The sequence below is a fragment of the Promicromonospora sp. NFX87 genome (assembly GCF_048564965.1).
Taxonomy (GTDB): domain Bacteria; phylum Actinomycetota; class Actinomycetes; order Actinomycetales; family Cellulomonadaceae; genus Promicromonospora.
In genome coordinates, this window is sequence record NZ_CP183413.1 from 4,417,155 (window position 1) to 4,440,027 (window position 22,873).

General features: G+C 69.4%; 24 protein-coding genes and 1 pseudogene. 12 read left to right on the forward strand and 13 right to left on the reverse strand.

Annotated elements, in window-relative coordinates; genetic code table 11:
* Positions 1–69 precede the first annotated feature (69 nt).
* The gene (locus ACNYC2_RS19785) at positions 70–1,311 is read right to left on the reverse strand and encodes a hypothetical protein (RefSeq protein ID WP_419703435.1); all 1,242 of its coding nucleotides are present in this window, start codon (positions 1,309–1,311) and stop codon (positions 70–72) included.
* A gap of 97 nt (positions 1,312–1,408) precedes the next feature.
* Here ACNYC2_RS19785 and ACNYC2_RS19790 point away from each other — a divergent pair, with 97 nt between their 5' ends.
* Positions 1,409–2,191 (forward strand): HAD family hydrolase, encoded by a 783-nt coding sequence (locus ACNYC2_RS19790; RefSeq protein ID WP_419703436.1) that lies wholly within the window; start codon positions 1,409–1,411, stop codon positions 2,189–2,191.
* 344 nt (positions 2,192–2,535) lie between these two features.
* Here ACNYC2_RS19790 and ACNYC2_RS19795 read toward each other — a convergent pair whose 3' ends face one another.
* The 4 genes from ACNYC2_RS19795 to ACNYC2_RS19810 all read right to left on the reverse strand — a co-directional run bounded on the left by ACNYC2_RS19795 (position 2,536) and on the right by ACNYC2_RS19810 (position 4,410).
* Positions 2,536–2,754, reverse strand: coding sequence for a hypothetical protein (locus ACNYC2_RS19795; protein ID WP_419703437.1), 219 nt, complete (start codon positions 2,752–2,754; stop codon positions 2,536–2,538).
* A 112-nt stretch (positions 2,755–2,866) separates the two neighbouring features.
* Positions 2,867–3,082 (reverse strand): HAD family hydrolase, encoded by a 216-nt coding sequence (locus ACNYC2_RS19800; RefSeq protein ID WP_419703438.1) that lies wholly within the window; start codon positions 3,080–3,082, stop codon positions 2,867–2,869.
* Positions 3,083–3,086: 4 nt separating this feature from the next.
* Positions 3,087–3,527 (reverse strand): hypothetical protein, encoded by a 441-nt coding sequence (locus ACNYC2_RS19805; RefSeq protein WP_419703439.1) that lies wholly within the window; start codon positions 3,525–3,527, stop codon positions 3,087–3,089.
* Positions 3,528–3,540: 13 nt separating this feature from the next.
* On the reverse strand, positions 3,541–4,410 hold the full coding sequence (locus ACNYC2_RS19810) for a TetR/AcrR family transcriptional regulator (RefSeq protein WP_419703440.1): 870 nt from the start codon (positions 4,408–4,410) through the stop codon (positions 3,541–3,543).
* 89 nt (positions 4,411–4,499) lie between these two features.
* On the opposite strand from ACNYC2_RS19810, the gene ACNYC2_RS19815 reads away from it, so the two are divergent.
* From ACNYC2_RS19815 to ACNYC2_RS19830, 4 genes are all read left to right on the forward strand, one after another.
* Positions 4,500–6,287, forward strand: coding sequence for a right-handed parallel beta-helix repeat-containing protein (locus ACNYC2_RS19815; protein ID WP_419703441.1), 1,788 nt, complete (start codon positions 4,500–4,502; stop codon positions 6,285–6,287).
* A 105-nt stretch (positions 6,288–6,392) separates the two neighbouring features.
* Positions 6,393–7,352, forward strand: a complete 960-nt coding sequence (locus ACNYC2_RS19820) for an LLM class flavin-dependent oxidoreductase (RefSeq protein ID WP_419703442.1) — start codon at positions 6,393–6,395, stop codon at positions 7,350–7,352.
* Positions 7,349–7,936 (forward strand): TetR/AcrR family transcriptional regulator, encoded by a 588-nt coding sequence (locus ACNYC2_RS19825; protein ID WP_419703443.1) that lies wholly within the window; start codon positions 7,349–7,351, stop codon positions 7,934–7,936. The genes ACNYC2_RS19820 and ACNYC2_RS19825 overlap by 4 nt, the downstream gene beginning before the upstream one ends.
* A gap of 2 nt (positions 7,937–7,938) precedes the next feature.
* On the forward strand, positions 7,939–9,138 hold the full coding sequence (locus tag ACNYC2_RS19830) for an MFS transporter (protein ID WP_419707865.1): 1,200 nt from the start codon (positions 7,939–7,941) through the stop codon (positions 9,136–9,138).
* Between the two features lie 59 nt (positions 9,139–9,197).
* Here the strand turns inward: ACNYC2_RS19830 and ACNYC2_RS19835 are convergent, their stop codons facing one another.
* Genes ACNYC2_RS19835 through ACNYC2_RS19845 form a run of 3 tightly spaced genes read right to left on the reverse strand, consistent with a single transcriptional unit; the run spans position 9,198 to position 12,284 of the window.
* Positions 9,198–10,067, reverse strand: a complete 870-nt coding sequence (locus ACNYC2_RS19835; RefSeq protein ID WP_419703444.1) for a carbohydrate ABC transporter permease — start codon at positions 10,065–10,067, stop codon at positions 9,198–9,200.
* Positions 10,068–10,083: 16 nt separating this feature from the next.
* The gene (locus ACNYC2_RS19840) at positions 10,084–11,043 is read right to left on the reverse strand and encodes a carbohydrate ABC transporter permease (RefSeq protein WP_419703445.1); all 960 of its coding nucleotides are present in this window, start codon (positions 11,041–11,043) and stop codon (positions 10,084–10,086) included.
* A complete protein-coding gene (locus ACNYC2_RS19845; protein WP_419703446.1) occupies positions 11,040–12,284 on the reverse strand; it encodes an ABC transporter substrate-binding protein in 1,245 nt (414 codons plus the stop codon). Before ACNYC2_RS19845 ends, ACNYC2_RS19840 begins: the two co-directional genes overlap by 4 nt.
* Before the next feature lie 217 nt (positions 12,285–12,501).
* Between ACNYC2_RS19845 and ACNYC2_RS19850 the strand changes: the two genes are divergently transcribed.
* From ACNYC2_RS19850 to ACNYC2_RS19870, 5 genes are all read left to right on the forward strand, one after another.
* Positions 12,502–13,557: a LacI family DNA-binding transcriptional regulator gene (locus ACNYC2_RS19850; protein ID WP_419703447.1), complete on the forward strand. Its 1,056-nt coding sequence runs from the start codon at positions 12,502–12,504 to the stop codon at positions 13,555–13,557.
* 73 nt (positions 13,558–13,630) lie between these two features.
* Positions 13,631–14,302, forward strand: a complete 672-nt coding sequence (locus ACNYC2_RS19855) for a response regulator transcription factor (RefSeq protein ID WP_419707866.1) — start codon at positions 13,631–13,633, stop codon at positions 14,300–14,302.
* Positions 14,299–15,759, forward strand: a complete 1,461-nt coding sequence (locus ACNYC2_RS19860) for a HAMP domain-containing sensor histidine kinase (RefSeq protein WP_419703448.1) — start codon at positions 14,299–14,301, stop codon at positions 15,757–15,759. Before ACNYC2_RS19855 ends, ACNYC2_RS19860 begins: the two co-directional genes overlap by 4 nt.
* A gap of 49 nt (positions 15,760–15,808) precedes the next feature.
* On the forward strand, positions 15,809–17,026 hold the full coding sequence (locus ACNYC2_RS19865) for a hypothetical protein (protein WP_419703449.1): 1,218 nt from the start codon (positions 15,809–15,811) through the stop codon (positions 17,024–17,026).
* A gap of 4 nt (positions 17,027–17,030) precedes the next feature.
* Entirely contained in the window at positions 17,031–17,939 is a 909-nt protein-coding gene (locus ACNYC2_RS19870; protein WP_419703450.1) for a TQO small subunit DoxD, read from the forward strand.
* 84 nt (positions 17,940–18,023) lie between these two features.
* On the opposite strand, the gene ACNYC2_RS19875 is transcribed toward ACNYC2_RS19870, so the two are convergent.
* Positions 18,024–18,359, reverse strand: a complete 336-nt coding sequence (locus ACNYC2_RS19875; protein ID WP_419707867.1) for a helix-turn-helix domain-containing protein — start codon at positions 18,357–18,359, stop codon at positions 18,024–18,026.
* Positions 18,351–18,689, reverse strand: a pseudogene (locus ACNYC2_RS19880) (response regulator); the annotation flags it as partial. The pseudogene ACNYC2_RS19880 and the gene ACNYC2_RS19875, both read right to left, overlap by 9 nt.
* Before the next feature lie 62 nt (positions 18,690–18,751).
* Between ACNYC2_RS19880 and ACNYC2_RS19885 the strand changes: the two are divergent.
* A complete protein-coding gene (locus tag ACNYC2_RS19885) occupies positions 18,752–19,189 on the forward strand; it encodes a nuclear transport factor 2 family protein (RefSeq protein ID WP_419703451.1) in 438 nt (145 codons plus the stop codon).
* Positions 19,190–19,289: 100 nt separating this feature from the next.
* On the opposite strand, the gene ACNYC2_RS19890 is transcribed toward ACNYC2_RS19885, so the two are convergent.
* Positions 19,290–20,480 (reverse strand): Gfo/Idh/MocA family protein, encoded by a 1,191-nt coding sequence (locus ACNYC2_RS19890; protein ID WP_419703452.1) that lies wholly within the window; start codon positions 20,478–20,480, stop codon positions 19,290–19,292.
* Between the two features lie 138 nt (positions 20,481–20,618).
* Here ACNYC2_RS19890 and ACNYC2_RS19895 point away from each other — a divergent pair, with 138 nt between their 5' ends.
* Entirely contained in the window at positions 20,619–21,455 is an 837-nt protein-coding gene (locus ACNYC2_RS19895; RefSeq protein WP_419703453.1) for a helix-turn-helix domain-containing protein, read from the forward strand.
* Between the two features lie 100 nt (positions 21,456–21,555).
* Here the strand turns inward: ACNYC2_RS19895 and msrA are convergent, their stop codons facing one another.
* Both msrA and msrB read right to left on the reverse strand, forming a co-directional pair.
* A complete protein-coding gene (gene msrA, locus ACNYC2_RS19900) occupies positions 21,556–22,113 on the reverse strand; it encodes a peptide-methionine (S)-S-oxide reductase MsrA (RefSeq protein ID WP_419703454.1) in 558 nt (185 codons plus the stop codon).
* Positions 22,110–22,583: a peptide-methionine (R)-S-oxide reductase MsrB gene (gene msrB, locus ACNYC2_RS19905; RefSeq protein WP_419703455.1), complete on the reverse strand. Its 474-nt coding sequence runs from the start codon at positions 22,581–22,583 to the stop codon at positions 22,110–22,112. Before msrB ends, msrA begins: the two co-directional genes overlap by 4 nt.
* Positions 22,584–22,873 lie beyond the last annotated feature (290 nt).

Consider the following 22,873-nt stretch of genomic DNA (forward strand, 5'->3'; position numbering starts at 1 on the left):
GGCGGCTAGTGCACGAGGACTCGCGCCCAGGAAACCGAGGAACTCAGAGAACGATCGGGTGCTTCACTGTCAGTTGCCGATGTCGGACAGCGCGTCGGCGTAGGCGCGGGCACGTGGGTCGTCAGAGAGCTGGGCGCGGTCGAACTCACGAGTCAGCTCGTGGGCAACAAGGGCCAGGCTCGGCACGGATCGACGGTCGCCCGTCAGCGCTTCGATGCCGTAGTCGAGCGCGGCGTCAGCGTCCCCCGCACGGGCCGCGGCGACGGCCAGAGTGATGCGTGCCTCGGCATTGCGCATGGGGCTGCGCTCGACGCCGTCCGGCCGGATACCGGCGCGCAACACCTCCTCCGCATACAGCACTGCCCGGTCGTCGTTACCGACGTTCCGGTGCACGTCCATCTCGTAGTAGGTCTGCTTCGCGGGGTCGACCACAAAATGGTCGTCGGGGTTCGACGGCATCGGTAGGGCCTCAAGGACGGTGCGACCACGCTCGAGGCTCAGCTCGACCTGGTGAGCATTCCCGAGCCGCGCCCATGCCTTTGCCGCCTGGGCGGCCAGCTGGGCGCTGACGCTGCGAGCACCGGCTACTTCGATGCCGTGCTCGGCTGCTGCGACGACGCGGTGCAGGTCGCCGGAGGTCAGGGCGAACCATGCACTCATCTCGTGAGCCCAACCGCCGACGTGGTGGTCGTCGACCTCGTTGGCGAGGTCGAGTGCGTAGCGCCGGGTTGCCTCCGCGGCGACGTGCTGTCCGGCGTCGTACTCGACGCAACCGACCAGGAGCGCCAGGCGACCCGCCAGGGAAAGCAGGTCGCGGTGCTGGGCGAACGACAGACGCTCGTCGAACAGTCGGGTGATCCGGCCCAGCCAAGCCAGCCCCTCGGCGCGCAGTTCGCGAGTCTCGCGGTACCGGTACTCGGTGCAGAGCCGTTCGACGGTGACCTCGACGGCGGTCACCGTGGCGTCGGTGATCGACGAGCGTTGCAGCCGGGCGATCAGCTCGGCCGTGTCCATCCCCGCTTCCAGGAGCAAGGAAGTCTCCCCGGCCGGGGCAGCCGGTGGGAAGAGGTCGGCGGTGACCGTGCCGAGGACCATCGCGATGTGTGGCGCCCAGCTGCGTGGGGTGACGCGCCCGGCTTCCCACTCCTTCCACTGCCGTACAAGCGACTCCGCCGACGGTGGCTCCTTCCCCGTGGAGCGGCTGTACACCGCTTGCAGATTCGCCACGGCGCGCGCCTGGGACCAGCCGCGCGCTTCACGCTCGCGCCGCAGCCGATCCGCCCAGGCAGGCCGTGTGCTCATGGCTCCCATCGTGCCCCACGTCACAGACAGGCAACCAGAGGGGAGGTGAATGTCTCCCCACCTCTCACCTATCCCGCGAACACCGGGCTGACGAATCCTTCCAGGTATGAGAACTTCCGCGCCGCTCCTCGTCGCGTGCGACATCGACGGGACCTTGGTCCGTACCGGCAGCCCGGCCACGGCCGCCGTACGCGCTGCGGCTACTCAGGTTCGGGCGGCCGGGCACCACATCGTGCTCGCCACGGGACGCTCCCTCGTAGGCGCACTGCCCGTCGCGCTGCAGCTCGGGCTGGACGACACGTGGATCGTGGCAAGCAACGGCGCCGTCACCGCACACCTGGTAGGTGACCACTACCAGGTCACCGAGCAGCACAACCTCGACGCTGAGGCCGCGATCCGCGTCGCCGTCGCGGCGGCGCCCGGTGTGCGCATCGCAGCCGAGATGGTGGGTACCGGCTACCGGGTCAACATCCCGTTCCCGGATCACGAACTCAACGGCGCCCAGCACAGCGTGCGCGGGCTTGAGGAGCTGTGGGCGCACCCGACTCCCCGCATCGCCCTGCAGGGTCCGTCCGGTTACCGCCTGGTGTGGGCACTGCGAGCGCTCGGCCTGACGGCGATCGCCACCCGGCGTGACTGGGTCGACGTCACAGCGGCTGGGATCTCCAAGGCGACGGCACTGGAGAAGGTGCGCACCGAGCTTGGCGTCGAGCCGGGCGACACGGTCGCCGTCGGCGACTCGGAGAACGACATGGAGATGCTGGGTTGGGCCGCACACGGCTGGGCCATGGGTCACGCGCCGCCGTTCGTGATCGCCGGTGCGGACTACGTCACTGGAACCCTCGACGACGACGGAGCCGCCACCGTGCTCCGCTCCCTTCTCGGGTAGAGAAGCGCTATAAACCTCCCACGTTTCCGGGCTTGGATCACCGCACTTGTCGGCGCCAGAAGTCCAGGTGACCGGGGCAGGTCTCGATCCAAGAACAAGACGGCATCCGGAAGCTGCCCGGACTCGGGCGCCAGCCCTGGACAAGAGAAATGAGCCCCCGCTCTACCTAAAGCGGGGGTCTCGTAGAATCCCGAAGTTCACGTCTCGTAACGAGACCCGTTAGGACCTCTGTTGGGATTCAGCTAAGGGAACCCACCTTAAACGAGCGAAGAAGGCCCTCACAGGAATCCCGCCTCTGAGATCCGTTCGAAGCCAGGGACTCCTCGCCGAGCGAGGGCAAGGTCTCAGCCCGAGTTGCATTCGCTGGCGCAGTAGTAGCAGCCGTTCACATCGTTGCCGACCCGCCCCTTTGCACTGGCGACAGCGCCGACGCACGACGCGAAAGCGCCGAGATAGATCTGGTTCGCCGCGCTGGGCAGGCGGATGCAGTTGTTGTCGAGGTTGTGGACCTCGTGGTCATTCGTGCCGGGCTGAGCGTTTCTGTTTACGCAATAGCGAGCCATATCAGAACTCCTCCATGATCGGATCACACGTCTTCGTGTGATCTCGATACTATTTCCGCCACATCCGGCTTAACCAGATAAATGTGGGTGAATAGAGGGTGAGCGGTTTCGCCTATGGGAATACCGACAAACCGGGTGTGGCCGCGTCCGCGCGGGCCGCTCGCAGTTCATCACCTCGGCGCAGTGACTTGGCGTAACCGATGCATGGCACGCCGGCCGCTCGCGAGACCTCAACGTCGCAGATCGAGTCGCCGATGAACACCGACCGGTCGGGCTTCATACGGAGAGGTCCTAGACGTTTATCGACAGTGTGCGCGTTGGGCCCCATGAGGTCATGGTCTACCCGCCAGCCGACCGATGACCCCGACGATGTAGGCCGCGAGTAACCGACGTTCGAGGTAGCAGATCGCAGCCGCGGCGGTGTTGCTCACGATGAGCACCGGCTTGCCGATCTGATGGCACCTGGCGCTGAGGTCGTGCGCACCGTGGGTTGGCACGACCGTTGACGCGGCGGCAGCTTCGGCGCGGTCGCACGCGGCCTCGACCTCGGGCAAGGCCGCGGGCAGGTCGATCGGAACCCAGCACGGGACAGCGAGGTGGTCGCTGGTCGCGCCGATGCGATCACCCAACGCAACACCACGCGCCAGCATCGGTGCGCGTGCTGCGTTCGCAACTTCGAGGTTCGCCGGTATGGGAATCAGGGGCGCGACGGGACCGTCGAAATCGAGCAGAAGTGCGTCGGCCGCGGCGAACAACTCGGCTGCGCGGCTCACAAGGTGGCCAGAATCAAGACGCAGTCGACCGACGCCGGCGATAGGCCCGTTGCTGACAGCTCCTCGAGCAGTAGTCCCGCGGCCGCCCCCGCCCTCCCCCGTCCAGCGGCTTTCCGCACATCACGCACGTCGCCCCGCTATTTTCGTCACGCATTACCTCACTACCCTGGCTCTCGACGAGCGCCTGGACACCGTCGAGCGTGCGCTGCAGCCCGAACTCGAACGGGTCGACCGGCTCGTCCATGCCGCCGCTCTCCCACAGCCCTGCAAGGGCCGGGTAGGCGTCCATCCGCTCGAAGAGAGACTCGCGTTCGCTCCACCAGCGCTCGTGAGAGACGCCAGTGCGCCGCTGGAGCTCCGCGGTCTCCCCCGCCTGGCGCGCGACCGACTCGACGAACCCGCCCACGAGGTTCACCACCGCGATCACCTGGGCCGGCGCCAGGCCGCCGCGGGACGCGACGTCGAGCGCGTGGTCGTACCCGGCCATGATGTTCGGACCGGGCAGGCGGCGGCTTCCCGCGCTGTGGACCAGCCAGGGATGCCGCTGGTGGATCGTCCACGCCCGGCGCGCCCAGCGTTCGAGGCCGGCACGCCAGTCCAGCCCGTCCGCGGGCTCCAGGGGCACCTCCCCGTAGACGGCGTCCCGCATGAGCTCCACCAGCTCGGCCTTGCCGGGAACGTAGCGGTAGAGCGACATCGTCGTCGTGCCGAACCGTTCGGCGACCTTCCGCATGGACAGCGCCCCGAGCCCGTCGGCGTCCGCGACCTCGATCGCCGCCGCGACGATCCGGCCGAGGCTCAGCCCGGGCCTGGCCGGTTCGTGCGCGCCCCAGAGCAGCTCGATCGCACGTTCCGGATCCGGCTGCACGTCGTCCTCAGCCACCGCTGCTCCCTTGACGCTCGTCGTTCGATCCTGTTTAACTGATAAACCTCAGTATATTCCATAAAACAACTCGTAGGAGCCGCTTCATCATGCCCGAGAACAGGTTCTACGTGTCCCCCGACGGCCAGGACGACTGGCCGGGCACCCTCGACCGGCCCTTCGCCACCCCGCACGCGGCGCAGAAGATTGTCCGGGCGCTCACCGCCGAGATGGCCGGCGACGTCGTCGTCATCCTCCGAGCCGGCGTCTACCACCTCGACGAACCGCTCACCTTCGACAACACGCACGGCGACTCGGGGGCGAACGGCTTCCGGGTGGTCTACCAGGCACACGGCTACGGAACGGCCGGCCGGGAGGAGGTCGTGCTCAGCGGCGGCCGCCAGGTCACCGACTGGTCCGCGGGCGCCGACGGCGTCTGGACCGCCCCGATCGGCGAGCTGGAGCCACGACGACTCTCCGTCGACGGCCGGCCCGCTGCCCGGGCGGCCCGCACCGGACTCCCCGGAAGCGTGACGAAAACTGCTACCGGTTACGTCACGGACAGCATGGAACCTCAGTCCTGGCCGGATCCCTCAGGACTGGAGCTCGTCTACCCGGGCGTCTATCCGTGGGCCGAGGCTCGCCTTGCGGTCGCCGCGATCTCCGGAGACGGTTCCTCGACCACCATCACCATGGCCCAGCCCGCCTTCGACAACGCAAAGGCCCTCTACGACTCGAAGTGGTACGGCGCGGAAGGTGACGGAACCTGGGACGGCCTCGCCGCACCGTCAGTGCTCGAGAACAACCTGGCCTTCCTCGGCGAGCCGGGCACTTTCGCCGTCGACCGCTCCGAACCGGGCGGACACGTCCTGCACTACCGGCCGCGCCCCGGCGAGGAGCTCGGCAGGACCGCCGTGATCGTGCCGGTTCTCGAGACGATCGTCAGCGGGCAGGGTGTGCACGACATCGCGCTGCGTGGACTCACGTTCGCCGACGCGCACTGGTCAGGCCCCACCCGGTCCGGCGGCTACCTGCACTACCACGGCAACGCCCGCCACGAACGGGGCGGGTTCCAGAAGATCGACATGGGCGCCGACGTCGGCTACGTCCACGTTCCGGCGACGCCGACCCAGCTACCGGCCAACGTCGTCCTCGACTCGGTCAGCCGGATGGTGCTGGAGGGGTGCCACTTCACTCGCCTCGGTGCCGGCGGACTGTCGATCGACGGGAGCACCGCCGTCGACGTCCGGGGAAACGTCTTCGACGAGATCTCGGGCAGCGGGATCGCCGTCCAGGGCTCCACGCGCGTCTCTGTCGAGGACAACCTCGTCCACCACATCGGCACCGAGTACCGCGGTTCGCCCGCCGTCCTGGTCTTCATCTCCGAGGAGACCGTCGTGGCACACAACGAGATCCACGACGTCCCGCACAACGGCATAGTGATCACCGGCGGCGACGGGGCCAAGGGCACCCAGGTGGTCGGGAACCTCGTCGAACGGAGCATGAGCGCGCTGATGGACGGCGGCGGGATATACCTGTCCGCACCGCAGGGCTCGTCGTTCGCCGGCGGGGCGGTGGTCCGGGGCAACGTGATCCGCGATGTCCTGACGTCGTACAACTTCGGGCTCTACGCCGACTACGGCGCCGCGTGGATCACCGTCGTCGGGAACATCGTGTGCCGGGCCGACACGCCGATCGTGCTGCAGGTGGGTCCGCCGCTGGAGAACGTCGCCTTCATCGGCAACTTCTGGGACGTCCTGCCCGACGGCTACGACGACCCGCCCAGGACGGTGACCGTGGCCGGGAACACCGTGCTGCCCAAGGAGACCTTCGACGAGGCGATCAAGGCCGACCCGGCGGCGGCCGACATCCTCGCTCGGGCGGGACGACGCGTCTGACAGGGTGCCTTGGCGGGCGACGCGGTGGGGAGCGACCTGCTCCCCACCGCATCCCTGGGCAGGAGGAGCCTTGTCCATATACGAGCGTTCTGATAGTTATGCCCCATGACCTCGACATCGAGCATCGGTGTGATGCTGCCGCGTGACCTGCCCGCGCACCAGGTACTGGACTACGCCCGCACGGCTGAGCGCATCGGGTTCGACGAGCTGTGGGTCGTGGAGGACCTCGGCTTCCGTGGCGGTTTCTCGCAGGCCGCGGCGGTGCTGGCCGCCACCGAGCGCATCGACGTCGGCATCGGGATCCTGCCCGCGGCGTCGCGCAACATCGCTTTCGCGGCGATGGAGATCGCGACGCTCGCCCAGCTCTTCCCCGGGAGGGCGGTGGTCGGCATCGGACACGGCATGCCGGGCTGGATGCGCCAGGCCGGGTGTTGGCCGGAGCGGCCGCTGACGTTCCTGAGCGAGTACACGGAAGGGCTGCGTGCCCTCCTTGGTGGAGACACCCTGGACGGCACGGTCGCCGGCGCCCGTCTCGAGGGCGTCCGGCTGGAGCAGTCGTCGCTGCCCGAGACCGTGCCGCCGCTCCTGCTCGGTGTTCGTGGGCCGCGGTCGCTCGCGACATCGGGGCGGGTGGCGGACGGGACGGTGCTGGCGGAGCCGGTCACGCCCGAATACGTGGCCGCTGCGCGTGAGCAGATCGCGGCCCAGGGCGCGCACCGGGTCGTCGCGTACAACCTCGCCGCCGTCGATCAGGACCCGGACGTGGCCATCGCCACCGCGCGGCCGGGCCTCGAGTGGATCGGGGAACCGGACTGGGCACCACACCTGGCTCCGCTGCCGTTCGCGGCGGAGTTCGCGGCGCTGCGCGCCGACTGCGCGACGCGCCAGGAGTTCGTCGAGCGACTGCCCGCGCCGTGGGTACAGCAGCTCGCGCTCGCCGGTACGCCTGACCAGGTCCGTGCGCGGATCGACGACCTGGCCACGGCAGGAGTCACGTCGAACGTGTTCATACCCGCTGGTCCCGACCCGCTCGCCGCGCTGGAACAGCTCGCGGCCGTCCTGTGAACCGGCCTCGGCGGACCGATCCCGGCCGGCGCGAACGGATCCTGGACGCGGTGCTGGACCTGATCGCCCGGGACGGTTCCGCCGGGGCGACCTACCGGTCGGTGGCCGAGGCGTCCGACGTGCCGATGGGTTCCATGACCTATCACTTCCCGACCCGTGACGACATGCTGCTGGCCGCGTTCGAGCGGCTGGCGGACCAGATGCACGGGCGTTTCGACGAGATCATGGCGGAGCCGCTCGACGGCGAGGACCCCCGCGAGCGGGTCGTCCAGCTCATCGTCACCCAGGGCGCCGGGTACGGGCGGGACATGGTGCTGTCGGCGGAGCTGTACGCCCTGGCGGTACGCGACGAGCGCTACCGGGTGCTCATCCAGTCCTGGATGGAACGGTCCCGTGCCTCGCTGCGCAGGCACTTCCCCGCGGAGGCGGCACCGGTCATCGACGCCCTCCAGGAGGGCCTGGTGCTGCACAGCCACATCTCGACCGAGCCGTTCGACGTCGACCGGGTGCGCGGTGCCGTGTACCGCCTGATCGAACCCACGGCGGTCTCTCACGCCGAGGTTCCGGCCGAGGAGGCCCGGTGACCATGCGCCCGACCGCGGAACGACGTCGGACCGCGCTGTTCATCGCGTTCTTCGTCACGGGCCTGTCCATGGCGTCCTGGGTCTCGCGCACGCCCGCGATCCGGGACGCGATCGACGCGAGCACCGCCGAGATGGGGCTGGTCATCGCCGGGCTGTCCGCCGGCTCGATGATCGGCATCGCCGCTGCCGGCACGCTGGTGGCCCAGCGTGGCGCGCGGTTCGTCGTGCTGTGGGGCATGGTCGCGATCGTGGCCGGCGGCGCGACCGTCGCGATCGGTTCGGGAGCCGGGCTCGGCTGGCTCGTCGCCGTCGGGCTCGCGTTCTTCGGGTACGGGATGGGATCGGGCGAGATCGGCCAGAACGTCGAGGGTGTCGACGTCGAGACCACGCTCGGCAGAGTGGTCGTGCCGAGCCTGCACGGGTCCTACAGCCTCGGCATCGCGATCGGTGGCCTGCTGGGGCTGGCCGCGAGCACTGTGGGCCTTCCGGTGGCCGCCCACCTGGCCGTGGTGGCGGTGCTGACGGCCGCCGCGGCCGTCTTCCTCGTGCGGAACGTCGCACCGGCGGTCGGCCGGGAACCCGGCTCCGACCTGCGCCGTCGAGCACCGATCATGGAGAGTTTCCGCGCCGCTCTCGCGGTATGGACCGAGCCGCGCACCGTGGCCATTGCCGTGATCGTGCTCGGCATGGCGCTGGCGGAGGGGTCCGCGAACGACTGGCTCCCACTGATCATGGTCGACGGGTTCGCGCTGTCCGCGCCGGTCGCGGCCCTGGTCTACGCGCTCTTCGGCCTGTCCATGGCGATCGGCAGGTTCTCCGGGGGCTACTTCCTGGACCGGTTCGGCCGCACGCCCGTGATGATCGCCAGTGCCGCGCTCGCCGTCCTCGGGATCGCGACGGTCTCGTTCGCTCCCGGTGCGTGGATCGGTGCCGGCGGCGTGGTCCTGTGGGGCCTGGGCGCTGCCCTCGGTTTCCCGGTGGCCCTCTCCGCCGCCGGTGACGACCCCGTGGGAGCGGCCCGCCGGGTCAGCGCGGTCGCGACCGCCGGGTACACCGCCTTTCTCGTCGGGCCGCCGGTGCTGGGGCTGATCGGCGAGCACGTGGGCCTGCGTTCGGCGATCATCGTCGTGCTCGTCGCGGTCGCCGTCTCCACCTGCTTCGCCCGAGCGGTCGGCAGGCCGACGTCGCCCGAGAACGAGTAGGTGGGCGCGGTCCATGCTCACCCCTGACTCCCTTGGTCGTGATGTCCATCTCTCAGGGTTCAGCGGCCGCCGAACGCGCCGGCGCCGATCGCGGCCACCAGCTGTCTCTGGGCGACGGCGACCACGATCACCACGGGAGCGATCGTCATCACGCACGCCGCCATCAGCAGCTCCCACTGCGTCCCGGTCTGGGTCGTGAACCCGGCGATCCCGATGGGGATCGTCCACTTCTCGGAGCTGTTGAGGATGATCAGCGGCCACAGGAAGCTGTTCCAGCTGCCCAGGAAGGTGAAGATCGCCGTCACCGACAGGGCCGGCCGCACCAGCGGAACGATGACGCTGATGAGGATGCGCCAGGTGGACGCTCCGTCGAGCCGGGCTGCCTCCTCCAGCTCCGCCGGGATCTGGAGCATGAACTGCCGGAGCAGAAGCGCTCCGAAGGCTCCGAACAGGCCCGGCAGGATCAGAGCTATCCAGGTGTCGGCGAGCCGCGCCTGGTCGAAGCCGAGGAACAGGGGCACGACGGCGACCTCGCTGGGCAGGGTCAGCGTGATCACGAACAGCAGGAAGACGGCGCTCCGGCCCGGGAACCGCAGCCGCGCGAACGCGAAGGCCGTGAGGGTCGCGACGACCAGGGTGAGCACGGTCGAGATGGCGGCTACGACCAGGCTGTTCAGGAGCAGGCGCCCGAAGTCGACCTCGGTCCACGCGTCCACGAAGTTGGACCAGAGGACCTTCGAGCCGATGAAGCTGATCTGTGCTCCGAACGCCTCGTTCGCCGGCTTCAGCGCGGTGAAGAAGGTCCAGATCAGCGGGAACGAGAACACGAGCGCGAACAGCCAGGCGACCGTCGTGTTGGCGACGAACCCCACGGCGCGCCCCCGGCGGCGCCAGCTCGGTCCCGACGTCGGCAGACGTCGCCCAGTCATGGGCCCAGCCATAGGTTCAGTCATAGTGGACCCACCTCCTTTGTCCCCACAGCTGGAAGAGCGTGAAGATCGCGATGATCACGAACAGCACGGTGGCGATGGCCGACGCATAGCCGAGCTCGTTGTTCGTGAAGGCGGTCTGATAGAGGTACAACATGATCGTCATCGTGCTGTTGCCCGGGCCTCCGCCCGTGATCACGTAGGCCTGGGCGAAGGTCTGCCAGGCGCCGATGACGGTGAGCACCGTGGTGAAGAACAGGGCGGGGCTGACCAGCGGCAGCGTGATCGAGACCAGGCGACGGAACCGGCCCGCGCCGTCGATCCGTGACGCCGCGATGACGTCCGGGCTGATCGAGTCGATGCCCGCGCCGAGCACGATCATGTTGTAGCCGAACGACTGCCAGAGCGACACACCGATCACGACGGCCAGCGCCCAGTCGCCGTCGCTGAGCCAGGGGATGGGCCCGAGCCCGATCGTCGCCAGAGCCTGGTTGACGGCGCCGTCCTTCTGGAAGAGCAACCTGAAGACCGCGGCGTTCGCCACCAGGGGTGACAGGGCCGGGATCAGGAAGATCACACGGAGCCAGTTGCGGCCGGCGATGCGGGTCTTCAGCCACATCGCCATGGCCATCGAGATCGCGATGTTCGCCGGGACGTACACGAGCACGAAGATCGCCGTGACCCTGACGCTGTTGAGGAACTGCGTGTCGTGCAGCAGGCGGACGTAGTTCTGTGTGCCCGTGAACTGGGTGCCTCCCAGCAGGGTCGAGTCGGCGAATCCGAGGACCAGCGAGGCGACCTGCGGTATGACGATGAACACCGCGAGCCCGATGAGGCCAGGGAGGACGAAGGCCCACCCCACCCAGCCGGGTCCCCCGAGGGGCCGGCGGCGCAGCCGGTCCCTCGGGCGGTCCGGTGGGGCGACGGGCCCGTCGGAGACTGCCTCCACCGCACGGTCCGGACGCACGGACCTCATTGCGCGAGGCCAGCCTTCACCTGCTGCAGCACCTCGGCGACCGTGCTCTTGCCGGAGAAGGCGTCCACCTCGTACTGGGTCAGGAGCGTGTCGAGCTCAGCCTGGTTCGACGGTACGGGCGAGGGCGTCGCGTCACCGGTCATCTGCTTGATGACCGCGGTGAACTCCGGCGATCCGACGTTGGTGGACCAGGCGTCCAGCGCGTCGAGCCGCGCCGGCACGGAGGCCTGGGACGTGGTGACGAACTCGAGCCCGCTCTTGCTCGTCATCGCCTCGATGGCCTCGAACGCCTTCTGCTTGTCGCCGCAGGTCTTCGTGATGGCGAAGCCCGATCCGCCGATGAACCCCTTGGAGACGCCGCTCTTGCTCGGGATGACGGCGATGCCGACGTTGTCCTTGCCGAGACTCTCCTGCGCGTGCTGCAGATCCCACAGCCCCTGCATCTCCATGGCGGCCTGGCCCGTGTTGAACGCGTCGATGTCGGGGAAGCTGCCGCCCGCCTCGAGCGGCTTCGCGACCTTGTGCTTGTTGGACAGGTCGACGAGCAGCTGCAGCGCGTCGTGGAAGTTCGGGTCGTCGAGCAGCGGACCGTTCTCGTCCGCCCAGGGGTGGCCGTCGGCCGCCATGAGGGTGGCGACGGGGTTCGACGCCTGGGGGATCGCGAAGCCGTACACGCCGTCCTTCGTGGTCGCCTTCGCTGTCGCGATGAAGTCGTCGATCGTCCAGTCGTCGGCGGGTTCGGCCACGCCGGCGTCCTTGAACATCTTCTTGTTGTAGAGGATCACGGTGGGCCCCGCGTTGAACGGGAGGGAGTAGAGCTTGCCGTCGACGCTGAGCTGTTCGAGCATTGCCGGGCTGTACGCCGACAGGTCGAGCTCGTTCTCCTTCACCAGGTCGTCCAGCGGCTCCAGCCCCTGCACGTACGGGTTCACGCGGCCGTTCTGGAACGTCACCAGGCACGGCGCGCTGCTGCTCCGCATCACGGTGGGCAGCTTCGTGTAGTAGTCGCCGATCGGCGGGCCCGAGACGCTCACCGCCACATCCGGGTCGGCGTGCTTTCCTCCGGCGATGTAGTCGCTCCACTGCTGCTCGTCGGCCTCGCCGCCGATCCACGTGTACATCTTGAGCGTGTCGCCGTCCAGGCCCGAGGTTCCGCCACCGCCTCCTGAACATGCGGCGAGACCGAGGCCGAGCACCCCGACGAGCAGGACCGAGACGCCGACGCGCCCCCGGCTCCTCATGCTTCTCAACCGTGACTTCATCGAACTCCTCCTTGAGTCGGGCGAAACGGTACGGCTGCACAACACGGCCACTCTGCCGAAATAGTTTCGCAACTTGTGCTGCGCGTTGAGAGTATAGGAGGCCGACTGGCTGGTGCAAGAGCCGGTATCTGGCGTCGAGAAGTCGGGTATGGTGCGGATGAAGCAGCGAAATTATTTCGAAGAGGAAGAGGCGCCCATGGCTGATCGTTCAACGACCCGGCGGACGACCCTGGCGGATGTCGCGGCCGCCACCGGGGTATCGACGGCCACCGTCTCCAAGGTGCTCAACGGGCGCGACGACGTCGGAGGAGCGACCCGGGAGCGCGTGCTCGGCGCCGTCGCCGCGCTCGACTACCGGCCGACGACCTCGCACGTACCGACGGCGACCCGACGTGCCGTCGCCGTCGTGTACGACATCCCCGCGTCGCCCTACATCCTCGGCGTCCTTCAAGGGGTACTGACGGAGGCGTCGGACGGGCGGCTGGACCTGCTCACCCGGCTCGCCCCCGATCGCCAGGCACGGACACAGCGGACGGTGGCCCGCGAGTGGGTCGCCGAGCAGCACGCCGCCGGTGTCACCGGAATCGTCGGGCTCACACTGGCCAGACCGGGGGCACTGATCGAGGCGGCGGCCGACGCCGGCATCCCGTTCGTCATGGTCGACCCCGTCGACACCAACCACCAGGGCATGGTCAGCGTCAGCTCGTCCAACTGGACCGGCGCCCGCACGGCCGCGGCCCACCTCATCGCGCTCGGCCACCGACGTATCGGCTGGGTCGGTGGACCCGAGCTCTCCGAGGCCGCACGCGACCGCTTCTACGGCTTCACCGCGGCGCTGGACGCCGCAGGGATCGAGGTCGACCCCGAGCTGGTCCGCACGGACGAGTTCGACGTCGCCACAGGTGCCAGGCACGCACACGACCTCCTGTCGGCGCAGGACCCACCGACCGCGATCATGGCAGCCGACGACGAGCTCGCCGTCGGCGTGCTGGCAGCCGCGCACCGGCTAGGGATCCGAGTGCCCGACGACCTGAGCGTCACCGGGTTCGACGACACGCCCCAGGCGTCCTGGACGACGCCGCCACTGACCACCGTCCATCAGGACCTCGATGGCATGGGACGGATGGCGGTCCAAGCCATCATCGCGATGTCGACCGGCAAGCCGCCGACGTCACGCCACGTCGAGCTGGCCACCTCGCTGACCGTCCGCGACAGCACGAGCACCGCCCGGCCTCGAGCGGCGTCGTTCTAATCCTGGTCTCAGGTTCCTCGGGGACAATGAGCGGCAGAGGCATCGACTGGAGGGGCGGGCCGGCGTGCGGATCATGATCGCGGACGACGAGGCGGCGATCCGCGACTCGCTGGAGCGGGTGCTCCAGGTCGAGGGTTACGACACCAGCACCGTCGCCAACGGTCTCGCCGTGCTCGACGGGATCGGTGGCGACGCGCCGGACCTGCTGATCCTCGACGTGATGATGCCCCGCCTCGGCGGGTTGGAGACCTGCCGGCGGCTGCGGGCGGCGGGCCGGGACCTGCCGGTGCTGATGCTGACCGCCCGGGACCAGGTCGTCGACCGGGTCGCGGGGCTGGACGCGGGTGCCGACGACTACCTGCCCAAGCCGTTCGCCACCGAGGAGCTGCTGGCGCGGGTGCGGGCCCTGCTGCGCCGTCGCGCGCCGGGCGACGAGTCGCAGATCCTCATCTTCGCCGACGTCCGGATCGATCCCGACAGGTTCGAGGCGTGGCGGGGCGGGCGGCCGCTCCGCCTGACCCGGACCGAGTTCTCCCTGCTGCAGGTCCTCGTCCGCAACGCGACCAGGGTGCTGACCCGCGACGCGCTGTTCGAGGCGATCTGGGGCTTCGACATGAGCGCCACCGCCAACAACCTCCAGGTGTACGTGAGCTACCTGCGCCGCAAGCTGGAGGCCGAGGGTGAGCCGCGACTGATCTACACGCTGCGCGGCCTGGGGTACACGCTGCGGGAGACTCCTCCGTGAGCAGCACCGCAGGCCGGGGCCCGAGCCGGCTGACCCGTTGGTGGCGCCTGCGGTCCCTGCGGACCAGGCTGACGGTGATCGCGGCGACGGCCATCGCCGTCTGCGTGTTCCTGGCCTTCCAGGTAGCCAGCCAGCTGCTGGAGTCGGAGCTGCAGGACGCCGTGGAGGATCAGCTGCGCGCCGACTCCCGCGTCCTGGCGGCGGACGCCGAGGACGCCGGTCTGGCGCGGGTCGAGCTACCGCCGTATCCCGGATCCGGTCGGCTGGTGCGGGTCGTCCTGCCCGACGGCTCGACCCGGACGCCGGACGGCCAACCCGCTCTGCCTCCGGTCAGCGAGCGCGCCGGGCGCGTGGCGCAGGGCGCGTCGGCCGACCTGATGGAGTCGGGCGACCTCGACGACGGCGGCTACCTCGTCTACACGCTGCGGGCGGGCGACGGCGCGGTCCAGGTGGCCCGCGCCGCCGACGACAACCCGGTCAACCAGTTCGGGTTGGGCATGCTGCTGATCGGGCTGCTCTGCGTGGCCGGCGGCGCCCTTGTCGGGCGGGCCGTGGCGCGGACCGGGCTGGCACCGATCGACCGGCTGACCGCCGCCGCGGTCCGTGTCGCGCAGACCCGGGACCTCGACGCCGACATCCCGGACGAGGGCGGTGGGGAGATCCGGTCGTTGATCCAGGCGATCAACGACATGCTCGCCGCGCTCCGGGACTCCCGTCGGGCCCAGCGGCTCCTCGCCGAGGACGCCGCCCACGAGCTCAGGACCCCGCTCACCAGCCTGCGCCTCAACGTCGAGCTGCTGATCCGGCTCGATCGGCGCGGCACCCTGGACAGCGCACTCCCGGCCGAGAGCCGGACCCGGCTGCTCGACGATCTCGGCGCCCAGGTGGCCGAGCTGAGCACCCTCGCCGCCGAGCTGACCGACCTGGCCCGCGGCGACGTCAGCGACGAGAGCACCGAGGTGCTCGACCTCGCCGACGTGGTCGTGGCCGCCGCGACCCGGGCACGTTCCCGCGTGCCCGACGTCGAGGTCGCGCTCGACGTGACCTCCGTGTGGATGAACGGGCGTCCCGCCGGCCTCCAACGGGCGGTGCTCAACCTGATCGACAACGCCGGCAAGTGGTCTCCCCCGGACCAGCCGGTTCAGGTCCGGCTCCGTGCCGAGGGCACGTCGGCGGTGCTCGCGGTCGACGACGCCGGGCCGGGCATCGACGCCGTCGACGTGCCGCGGGTGTTCGACCGGTTCTACCGTGCCGACAGCGCCCGGGCGATGCCGGGGTCCGGTCTGGGGCTCTCGATCGTGCAGCGGGTCGTCGACGCCCACGGCGGCCGGGTCGCCGTCGCCCGCTCCGCGCGCGGTGGCGCGCTGCTCCGGGTGGACCTTCCGGCCGCCGTCCCGCCCGCCCCGGACGGCGCTCCGGCGGGACGTACCGTGGTACCACCTGCCTCCCAGAAGTGACGACCGCGGTACGACGAAACCGGACAAGATCCTGCCTACCGTTCAGGGCATGACAAAACCTGAGAGTCCACTGCGGAGGTTCGGAGCGGCCGCCGTCGCGCTCGCGACGGTGCTCGCTGTCGCCGCCTGCGGGCCGGCCGCCGACAACGCCGCCGACGACGGTGCGGCCCCCACCGCAACCGAGTCGCACGGCGCGCACGCGGGCACGTCGTCGGCTCCGCCGCAGCCGCTGCGCGCCGGCGAGCGGTTCCTCGAGCTGAAGATGCCCGAGCCCTACACGCCCGCGCCGCCGGAGGGCAGCACGGACGAGTACCGGTGCCAGGCGATCGATCCGGGCCTGACCGAGGCCGCGTTCCTGACCGGGACCCAGTTCGCGCCCGAGAACGTCGCCATCGCGCACCACGCCATCGTGTACGCGGTGCCGCCGGACGGCGCTGCCGCGGTGCGCGAGCACGACGCGAAGAACCCCGGACCCGGCTGGCAGTGTTTCGGCGGGACCGGCGTGCCCGGCGCGGAGGTGGAAGAGGGGAACGCGGCGTGGCTGGACACGTGGGCGCCGGGCGCCACGGAGACGCTGCTCGACCATGACGCCGGCTTCAAGCTGGAGCCGGGCGGCCTGGTCATCTTCCAGATGCACTACAACCTGCTCGCGACCGACGGCAAGCCGGCCGGGTCGGACCGCCCGGCGGTGCGGCTGCGGCTGACGGACGGCACGCCGCAGACCCGGGAGCTCGAGACGTGGTCGCTCGACGCGCCGACCGACCTGCCCTGCACCGCCGACGAGTCGGGTCCGCTCTGTGACCGGGCGGCCTCGATCGCGGACGTGACGAAGCGGTTCGGGTCGGAGGTCGGCGAGTTCGCGGACGAGCAGGTGGAGGAGTGCAACGAGGGCGGCATGCCGAGGCCCGGTAACACCCAGACCTGCGACCACGAGGTGGAGGAGCCGGCCACGGTGTTCGCCGGTTTCGCTCACATGCACATGCTCGGACGATCCCTGAAGGTCGAGCTCAACCCGGGCACACCGAAAGCCGAGGTCCTGCTGGACGTGCCCCAGTTCGACTTCGACAACCAGCGGCTGATGAAGCTGCCGACGCCGGTGGAGGTCGCTCCGGGAGACACGCTGCGGGTGACGTGTACGCACGACGCGGGGCTGCGCAAGGTGCTGCCGCAGCTGAGCAAGCTGCCGCCGCGCTACGTGGTGTGGGGCGACGGCACCAGCGACGAGATGTGCATCGGCATCATGGCGGTCTCCCCCCGGAAGTCGTGACCGGATGTCTCCCTGGGCGCTCCTGCCGCTCCGCGTCTTCCTCGGCGGCACGTTCCTCTATGCCGGCCTCTCCAAGCTCCTCGACCCGAACTACCTGGACCCCAGCTCGCCCCTCGGCGTGCAGGCCCAGATGCTGCACGCGGCGACGACCTCGCCGATCGGCGCGCTGGTGTCGTTCGCGGCCGAGCACTCGACCGTCGCCGGCCTGGCGATCGCCCTCGGCGAGGTCGCGGTCGGGCTGGGCACTCTGCTCGGGCTGTTCACCCGTGTCGCCGCTCTCGGCGGGTATCTCCTCGCGCTGAGCTTCTTCCTCACCGTCAGCTGGACGACCCAGCCGTACTACGTCGGCGCCGACATCGTCTTCGCGGCCGCCTGGACCCCACTGCTGATCGCGGGCGACGCGGGCCTGTTCTCCACGACGACGCTCCTGCGCGACGCGATACGTCGTCGCCGGCCGAGCCCCACCCCCGAGCAAGGGAACGACGCCGAACGACGCACCGTGCTCCGGGGCGGCGTGATCACCGCGACGGCCGCCGCCCTCGGTGTCGCCGTCGTCGCTCTGACCCGGCGCACCACCACCAACCCGGGGCCCAGCCGGCCAGCAGCCTCAGGGACGAGCTCCCCGACGGTGATCGCTGAGGTCGCCGCCGTCGCCGTCGGTTCGTCGACGAGCTTCACCACACCGGACGGTTCCGCCGCCTACCTGCTGCGCCCCTCGACCGACACGTTCCTGGCGTACCTCGCCGCCTGCACACACCAGGGCTGCCCCGTCACGCCCGCGGACTCCGGCTTCCGCTGCCCGTGCCACGGCTCCGCTTTCGACGGCAACGGCCAGGTCACCGCCGGCCCGGCGACAAAGCCCCTGGTCAAGGTGCCGGTGCAGATCGTCGACGGGCGGGTCACCACCGCATAACCAGGCCCGGCCGCACCGCTCCGCCCGGAACGGTGCGGCCGGGAACCACTGTCGCGCCCCCGGACGGACGCGCGGGCCGAGGCGTCAGATCGGCCGGGTAAGCCTCAGGTCATAGGCGAGGATGACGGCCTGCACCCGGTCCCGCGCGCCGATCTTGGCGAGGACCCGCCCGACGTGGGTCTTCACCGTCGACTGCGACAGCGTGAACCGTTGCGCGATCTCGCCGTTGGTGAGGCCCTGACCGATGGCGACGAGAATCTCGCGCTCGCGGCGGGTCAGGGAGTCCAGGCGGGAATCCTCCCGCACGGGCACGCAGAGGTCGTCGCCGAGCTGGTCGGCGAACTCGTCGAGCAGACGCCGGGTCAGTGCCGGCGCGATCACGGCGTTCCCGGCGGCGACGGCCCGGATGCCGGCGAGCACCTCCTCCGGGCGGGTGTCCTTCAGCAGGAAGCCGTTCGCCCCGGCCCGCAGCGCGGCGAGCGCGTACCGGTCCACGTCGAACGTCGTCAGCACCAGGATCCGCGAGCGCCCACCTGCGGCGACGATGCGCCGGGTGGCCTCGATCCCGTCGACGTCGGGCATGCGGATGTCCATCAGCACGACGTCAGGATGCAGCTCGGTGGTCCACCGCACGGCCTCGGCACCGTTCTCGGCCTCCCCGACGATCTTGGTGTCGGGGTTGCTCTCCAGCAGCGCGCGAAAGCCGAAGCGCTGCAGCGGCTGGGCGTCCGCCACGAGCACAGAGATCATGTCCCACTTCTTACCGAGCGAATCTGAGACGACTGTTAGGACGGCGCCGCTACCGTGTGGACGTGCACCCCGGAGCAGATGAACTTGTCGCCACCTACCTTCGTGCTCTCGGCACCGCGGACGCAGGACTGGCGGCCAGCCTCTTTGCTGCTGATGGCGTGGTCCATTCACCGCTCTATGGACCCCAACTGGCACAGGACTTCTACCCGGCACTGTTCGCGGATACGAGTCAGGCGAATCTGACGTTGAGGTCCGTGATGAGCGGCAGGGATCAGGACGGCCGGGCGACGGTGAGCTTCTGGTTCCACTTCGACTGGCGCCTCCCCTCCGGCGCGGCGGCGCCGTTCGACGTCGTCGACGTGGCAACGCTCGGATCAGACGGGAAGATCAAGGAGCTCCACATCATCTACGACACGGTCGACGTCCGACCCGCCTTCGAGGCCGAGGTCGGGCGGACGTCGTGGCGCCAGGCGAGCCCTGAGGATATGGACGGTGAGTGAGTCCGATGCCCACCAGCGCCGATGAGTATCGATGCTGGTGGGCATTCGGTCGGGCTGACTGGATTCGAACCGGCGACCCTCCGATCCCGCGCCCGGCGGCCTACGGTGCTTCTCCGAAGTCCGGGATCTCCAGCCGGGTACCACCCTTGAGTGCGGACTCGTGCGCGGTGATCCCGGGCATCGTGTACCGGGCCGCGACCCAGGCGTTGACCGGCGGGAGCGAGCCGCTGTTGACCGCTGTCACGAAGTCGTCGGCCAGGAAGTGGTGGCTGCCCTCGTGCCCGTTCGACACGTTGGCGAACTCCTTCGGCAGCCTCGACCGGTCGTGCACCGGCGCGGAGCCCGACGTGAACGCGTCCCGCAGTGCCGGAGAGACGTGTTCGAGAGACGGGTCGTCAGGGGACAGGGTGCGCTTGGGTTCCAGGTGCTCGGTGACGTCCTCGACGCTGTGCTTGTCCTGCCAGAGGCAGACGTTCACGAGCTGCTCGAAGCTCGCCTCCGTGCCGAAGAACCGGAACCGTGACTCACGGATGTAGGAGGGATACCCGACGCGTCGAAACTCGTTGATCCGGAATGCGCCGCCGCCCGCGACCTCAAACAACGCGGTGGCGTTCGAGAAGTCGTTGCCGAACTGGCTGATCTCCGTGTCGAACACGCCGTCTCCTCGGTCGTCGACGACGCCGATCGCCGAGACGCTGGTCGCGTGCGTCTGCCAGGCTCCGAGAACCCCGCCGATGGAGTGCGTCGGGTACAGCAGCGGCGGGTAGCTGGCGGTGGCCTTCCAGTTGTCTCCGCCGCTGTAGCGGTAAGCGTCGTAGAACCCGAGATCCATGTCGTGGACGTAGTCGCCCTCGGCATAGAACAGGCGCCCGAAGGCCCCCTTGGCGAGCTGGCCGCGGGCGTAGACGGTGGCCGGGTTGTAGTAGCTCGTCTCGCCCATCATGTACGTCAGTCCGGTCTCCCGAACCGCCTCGATGATGTCCGCGATCTCCCCTTCCGTCACCGCCATCGGCACCGCGGAGTAGACGTGCTTGCCGGCGCGCAGGGCCTGGACGACCAGCGGGCCGTGCGTCCAGCGCTGGGTGAAGATCGCGACGGCGTCGACGTCCGACTCGAGCATGGCCTGGAACGACGGTTGCGTCCCGGCGAGGTCGTACTCAGCAGCGAGCCGCGCGGCCCGCTCCGGCACCAGGTCCGTGACGACGATGTCACCGACGCCCGGGTGCAGTCCCCACAGCTTGACGAACTGCCCGGCGAACTGGCCGGCTCCAACAATGCCGAGAGAGAACACAGAAGGCTCCTTGTCGTGAAACACATCGGGGCGGTGCGGCAACGACCAGCCCTCGCTCTTCGTTGACGGCCATGACGATACGGGCCTACGATCGGCGAGTTCTTCATCGATCGGAGCTAGTGTTTCTTGGATCCTCAGATGGCAGCACCGATCGAGATCCAGCCACCGGGGCTCGTGGGATGGGCCGGCCGCCCGATCCTCATGAACATCGCCCATCAGCACGACGACCTGGAGCTCAACCTCGTCGCCGAGGGCGGCACGATGCTCTACCTGTTCGGCGGCGTGCCCGTCGAGGTCGGCCCCGGATGTGTGGCGGCCTTCTGGGCAGCCGTACCCCACCAGCTCGTCGCGAGCTCGGCGACGCGAGCTCACTGGGTCCACGTGCCGTTCGCGACCTTCCTCAGCTGGGGGTTGCCCACCGCACTGGTCGGTCGCCTGCTGTCCGGCACGCCCCTGGTTACCCCGCCGTCAGCCGCGATGGAGACAGATTCCGCGAACTTCGCCCAGTGGGCCGAGGACCTGTCGAGCGAGCATCCGGAACGCCGCCGGATCGCGATGCTCGAGGTCGAGGCCCGGGTTCGCCGGCTCGCCCTCGCCACACCCGGACAACCGGTGCATCACTACACCGGAGGTGACCCGGCGCTGGTTCAGGTCGTCGCCATGGTGCGACACATCGCCGAACACTTCCGTGAGCCGCTCACCGTCGCGGACGTCGCCCGAGCGGCGCGGCTCCACCCCAACTACGCCATGGCTCAGTTCCGCAAGGTCGTGCGCACGACGGTGGTCGACTATCTGACGCGATGCCGCCTTGCCGAGGCTCGTCGCCTTCTCGTCACGACCGACCTGCCCATCGCCGACGTGGCATCCGAGTCGGGCTTCAGCTCGGTCAGCCGGTTCTACACCGCTTTCAGGTCCGGATGTGGCATGCCGCCTGCCACCTACCGTCGCGAGCACAGGCACGGCGAGCTTCGCTGAGGCGATCGAACCTGCGCGCCCCCGCGTGCTGCGACGTTCGGCAGCGCATGCAGAGGACGCGCCCAAGGGTCAGCGATGGGCGCGTCCTCCGAGGTCTGGACTAGGCGGGGCTTGCTGTCTCACGTCGCGGCAGCACCCAGCCCGTGCGTGGGAAGTGGCACGTGTAGCCGTTCGGGTACGTCTCGAGGTAGTCCTGGTGCTCGGGCTCCGCCTCCCAGAACGGTCCGGCAGGCTCGATGCTGGTCACGGCCTTACCGGGCCACAGCCCCGAGGCGTCCACGTCGGCGATGGTCTCGCGTGCGACATCCTGCTGCTCGGGAGTGACCGGGAAGATCGCCGACCGGTAGCTCGCGCCGATGTCGTTGCCCTGCCGGTTGAGGGTCGACGGGTCGTGGATCTGGAAGAAGAACGCCAGGATGTCGCGGTAGGTCGTCTTCTCGGGGTCGAAGACGACCTCCAGAGCCTCGGCATGTCCTGGGTGGTTCCGGTACGTGGCGTGCTCGTTCCTGCCACCCGTGTACCCGACGCGGGTACGCAGCACGCCAGGCTGGCGTCGGACCAGGTCCTCCATGCCCCAGAAACACCCGCCGGCCAGGACGGCCGTCTCGGTTCCAGGCATACGGGTGACCTCACCGGTGTCGTGGATTCCGCTGGTCATGATGCGAGTCCCTTCGAATCGGCGGTCGTGTCGAACAGCGAGCGGTACTCGCCGTAGCCCTCGGCCTCCAGGTCGGCGACGGGGACGAAACGCAGGGCGGCGGAGTTCATGCAGTACCGCTGCCCGCCGGACTCCGCGGGACCGTCGTCGAAGAGGTGGCCGAGGTGGCTGTCGGCACCTGCGGATCGCACCTCCGTGCGGACCATCCACGATGACCGGTCGGTCCTGGTGCGGACCTCGTCCGCCGCGATGGGCTTGGTGAAGCTCGGCCATCCGGTGCCGCTGTCGTACTTGTCGATCGATGAGAACAGCGGCTGGCCCGAGACGACGTCGACGTAGATGCCGGCCTCGTGGTTGTCCCAGTACTTGTTGCGGAACGCCGGCTCGGTCCCGTCTTCCTGGGTGACGTGGTACTGGCCGGGGGTGAGGCGGTTGAGCGCCTCAGGAGTCTTTCGATAGTCGTGGGACACGATGCCTCCTGTATTCGCGCCGCTGGCTGCGGCGTCGTAAGGGACAACACCTCGTGGTGCCGTGTTGGTCCCGCGTTCCCGGTGGCCGGATGTGACGTCGGTCAAGTTCGCGGCACCGCAAGGACTTGCCACCGCGCAACCCGGCAGTCGGCTCATTCTTCGTGTGCGCCCTCACCGTGGTCGACGCGGCCTGCCCAGGGTTCCGCCGTGCCTACCCTCTGGGGTCCGGCGGTAGGCATACCCCTTGCCCGTCTTCCACGGACTCCCTGCCGACGAGACCGGAGACGCCC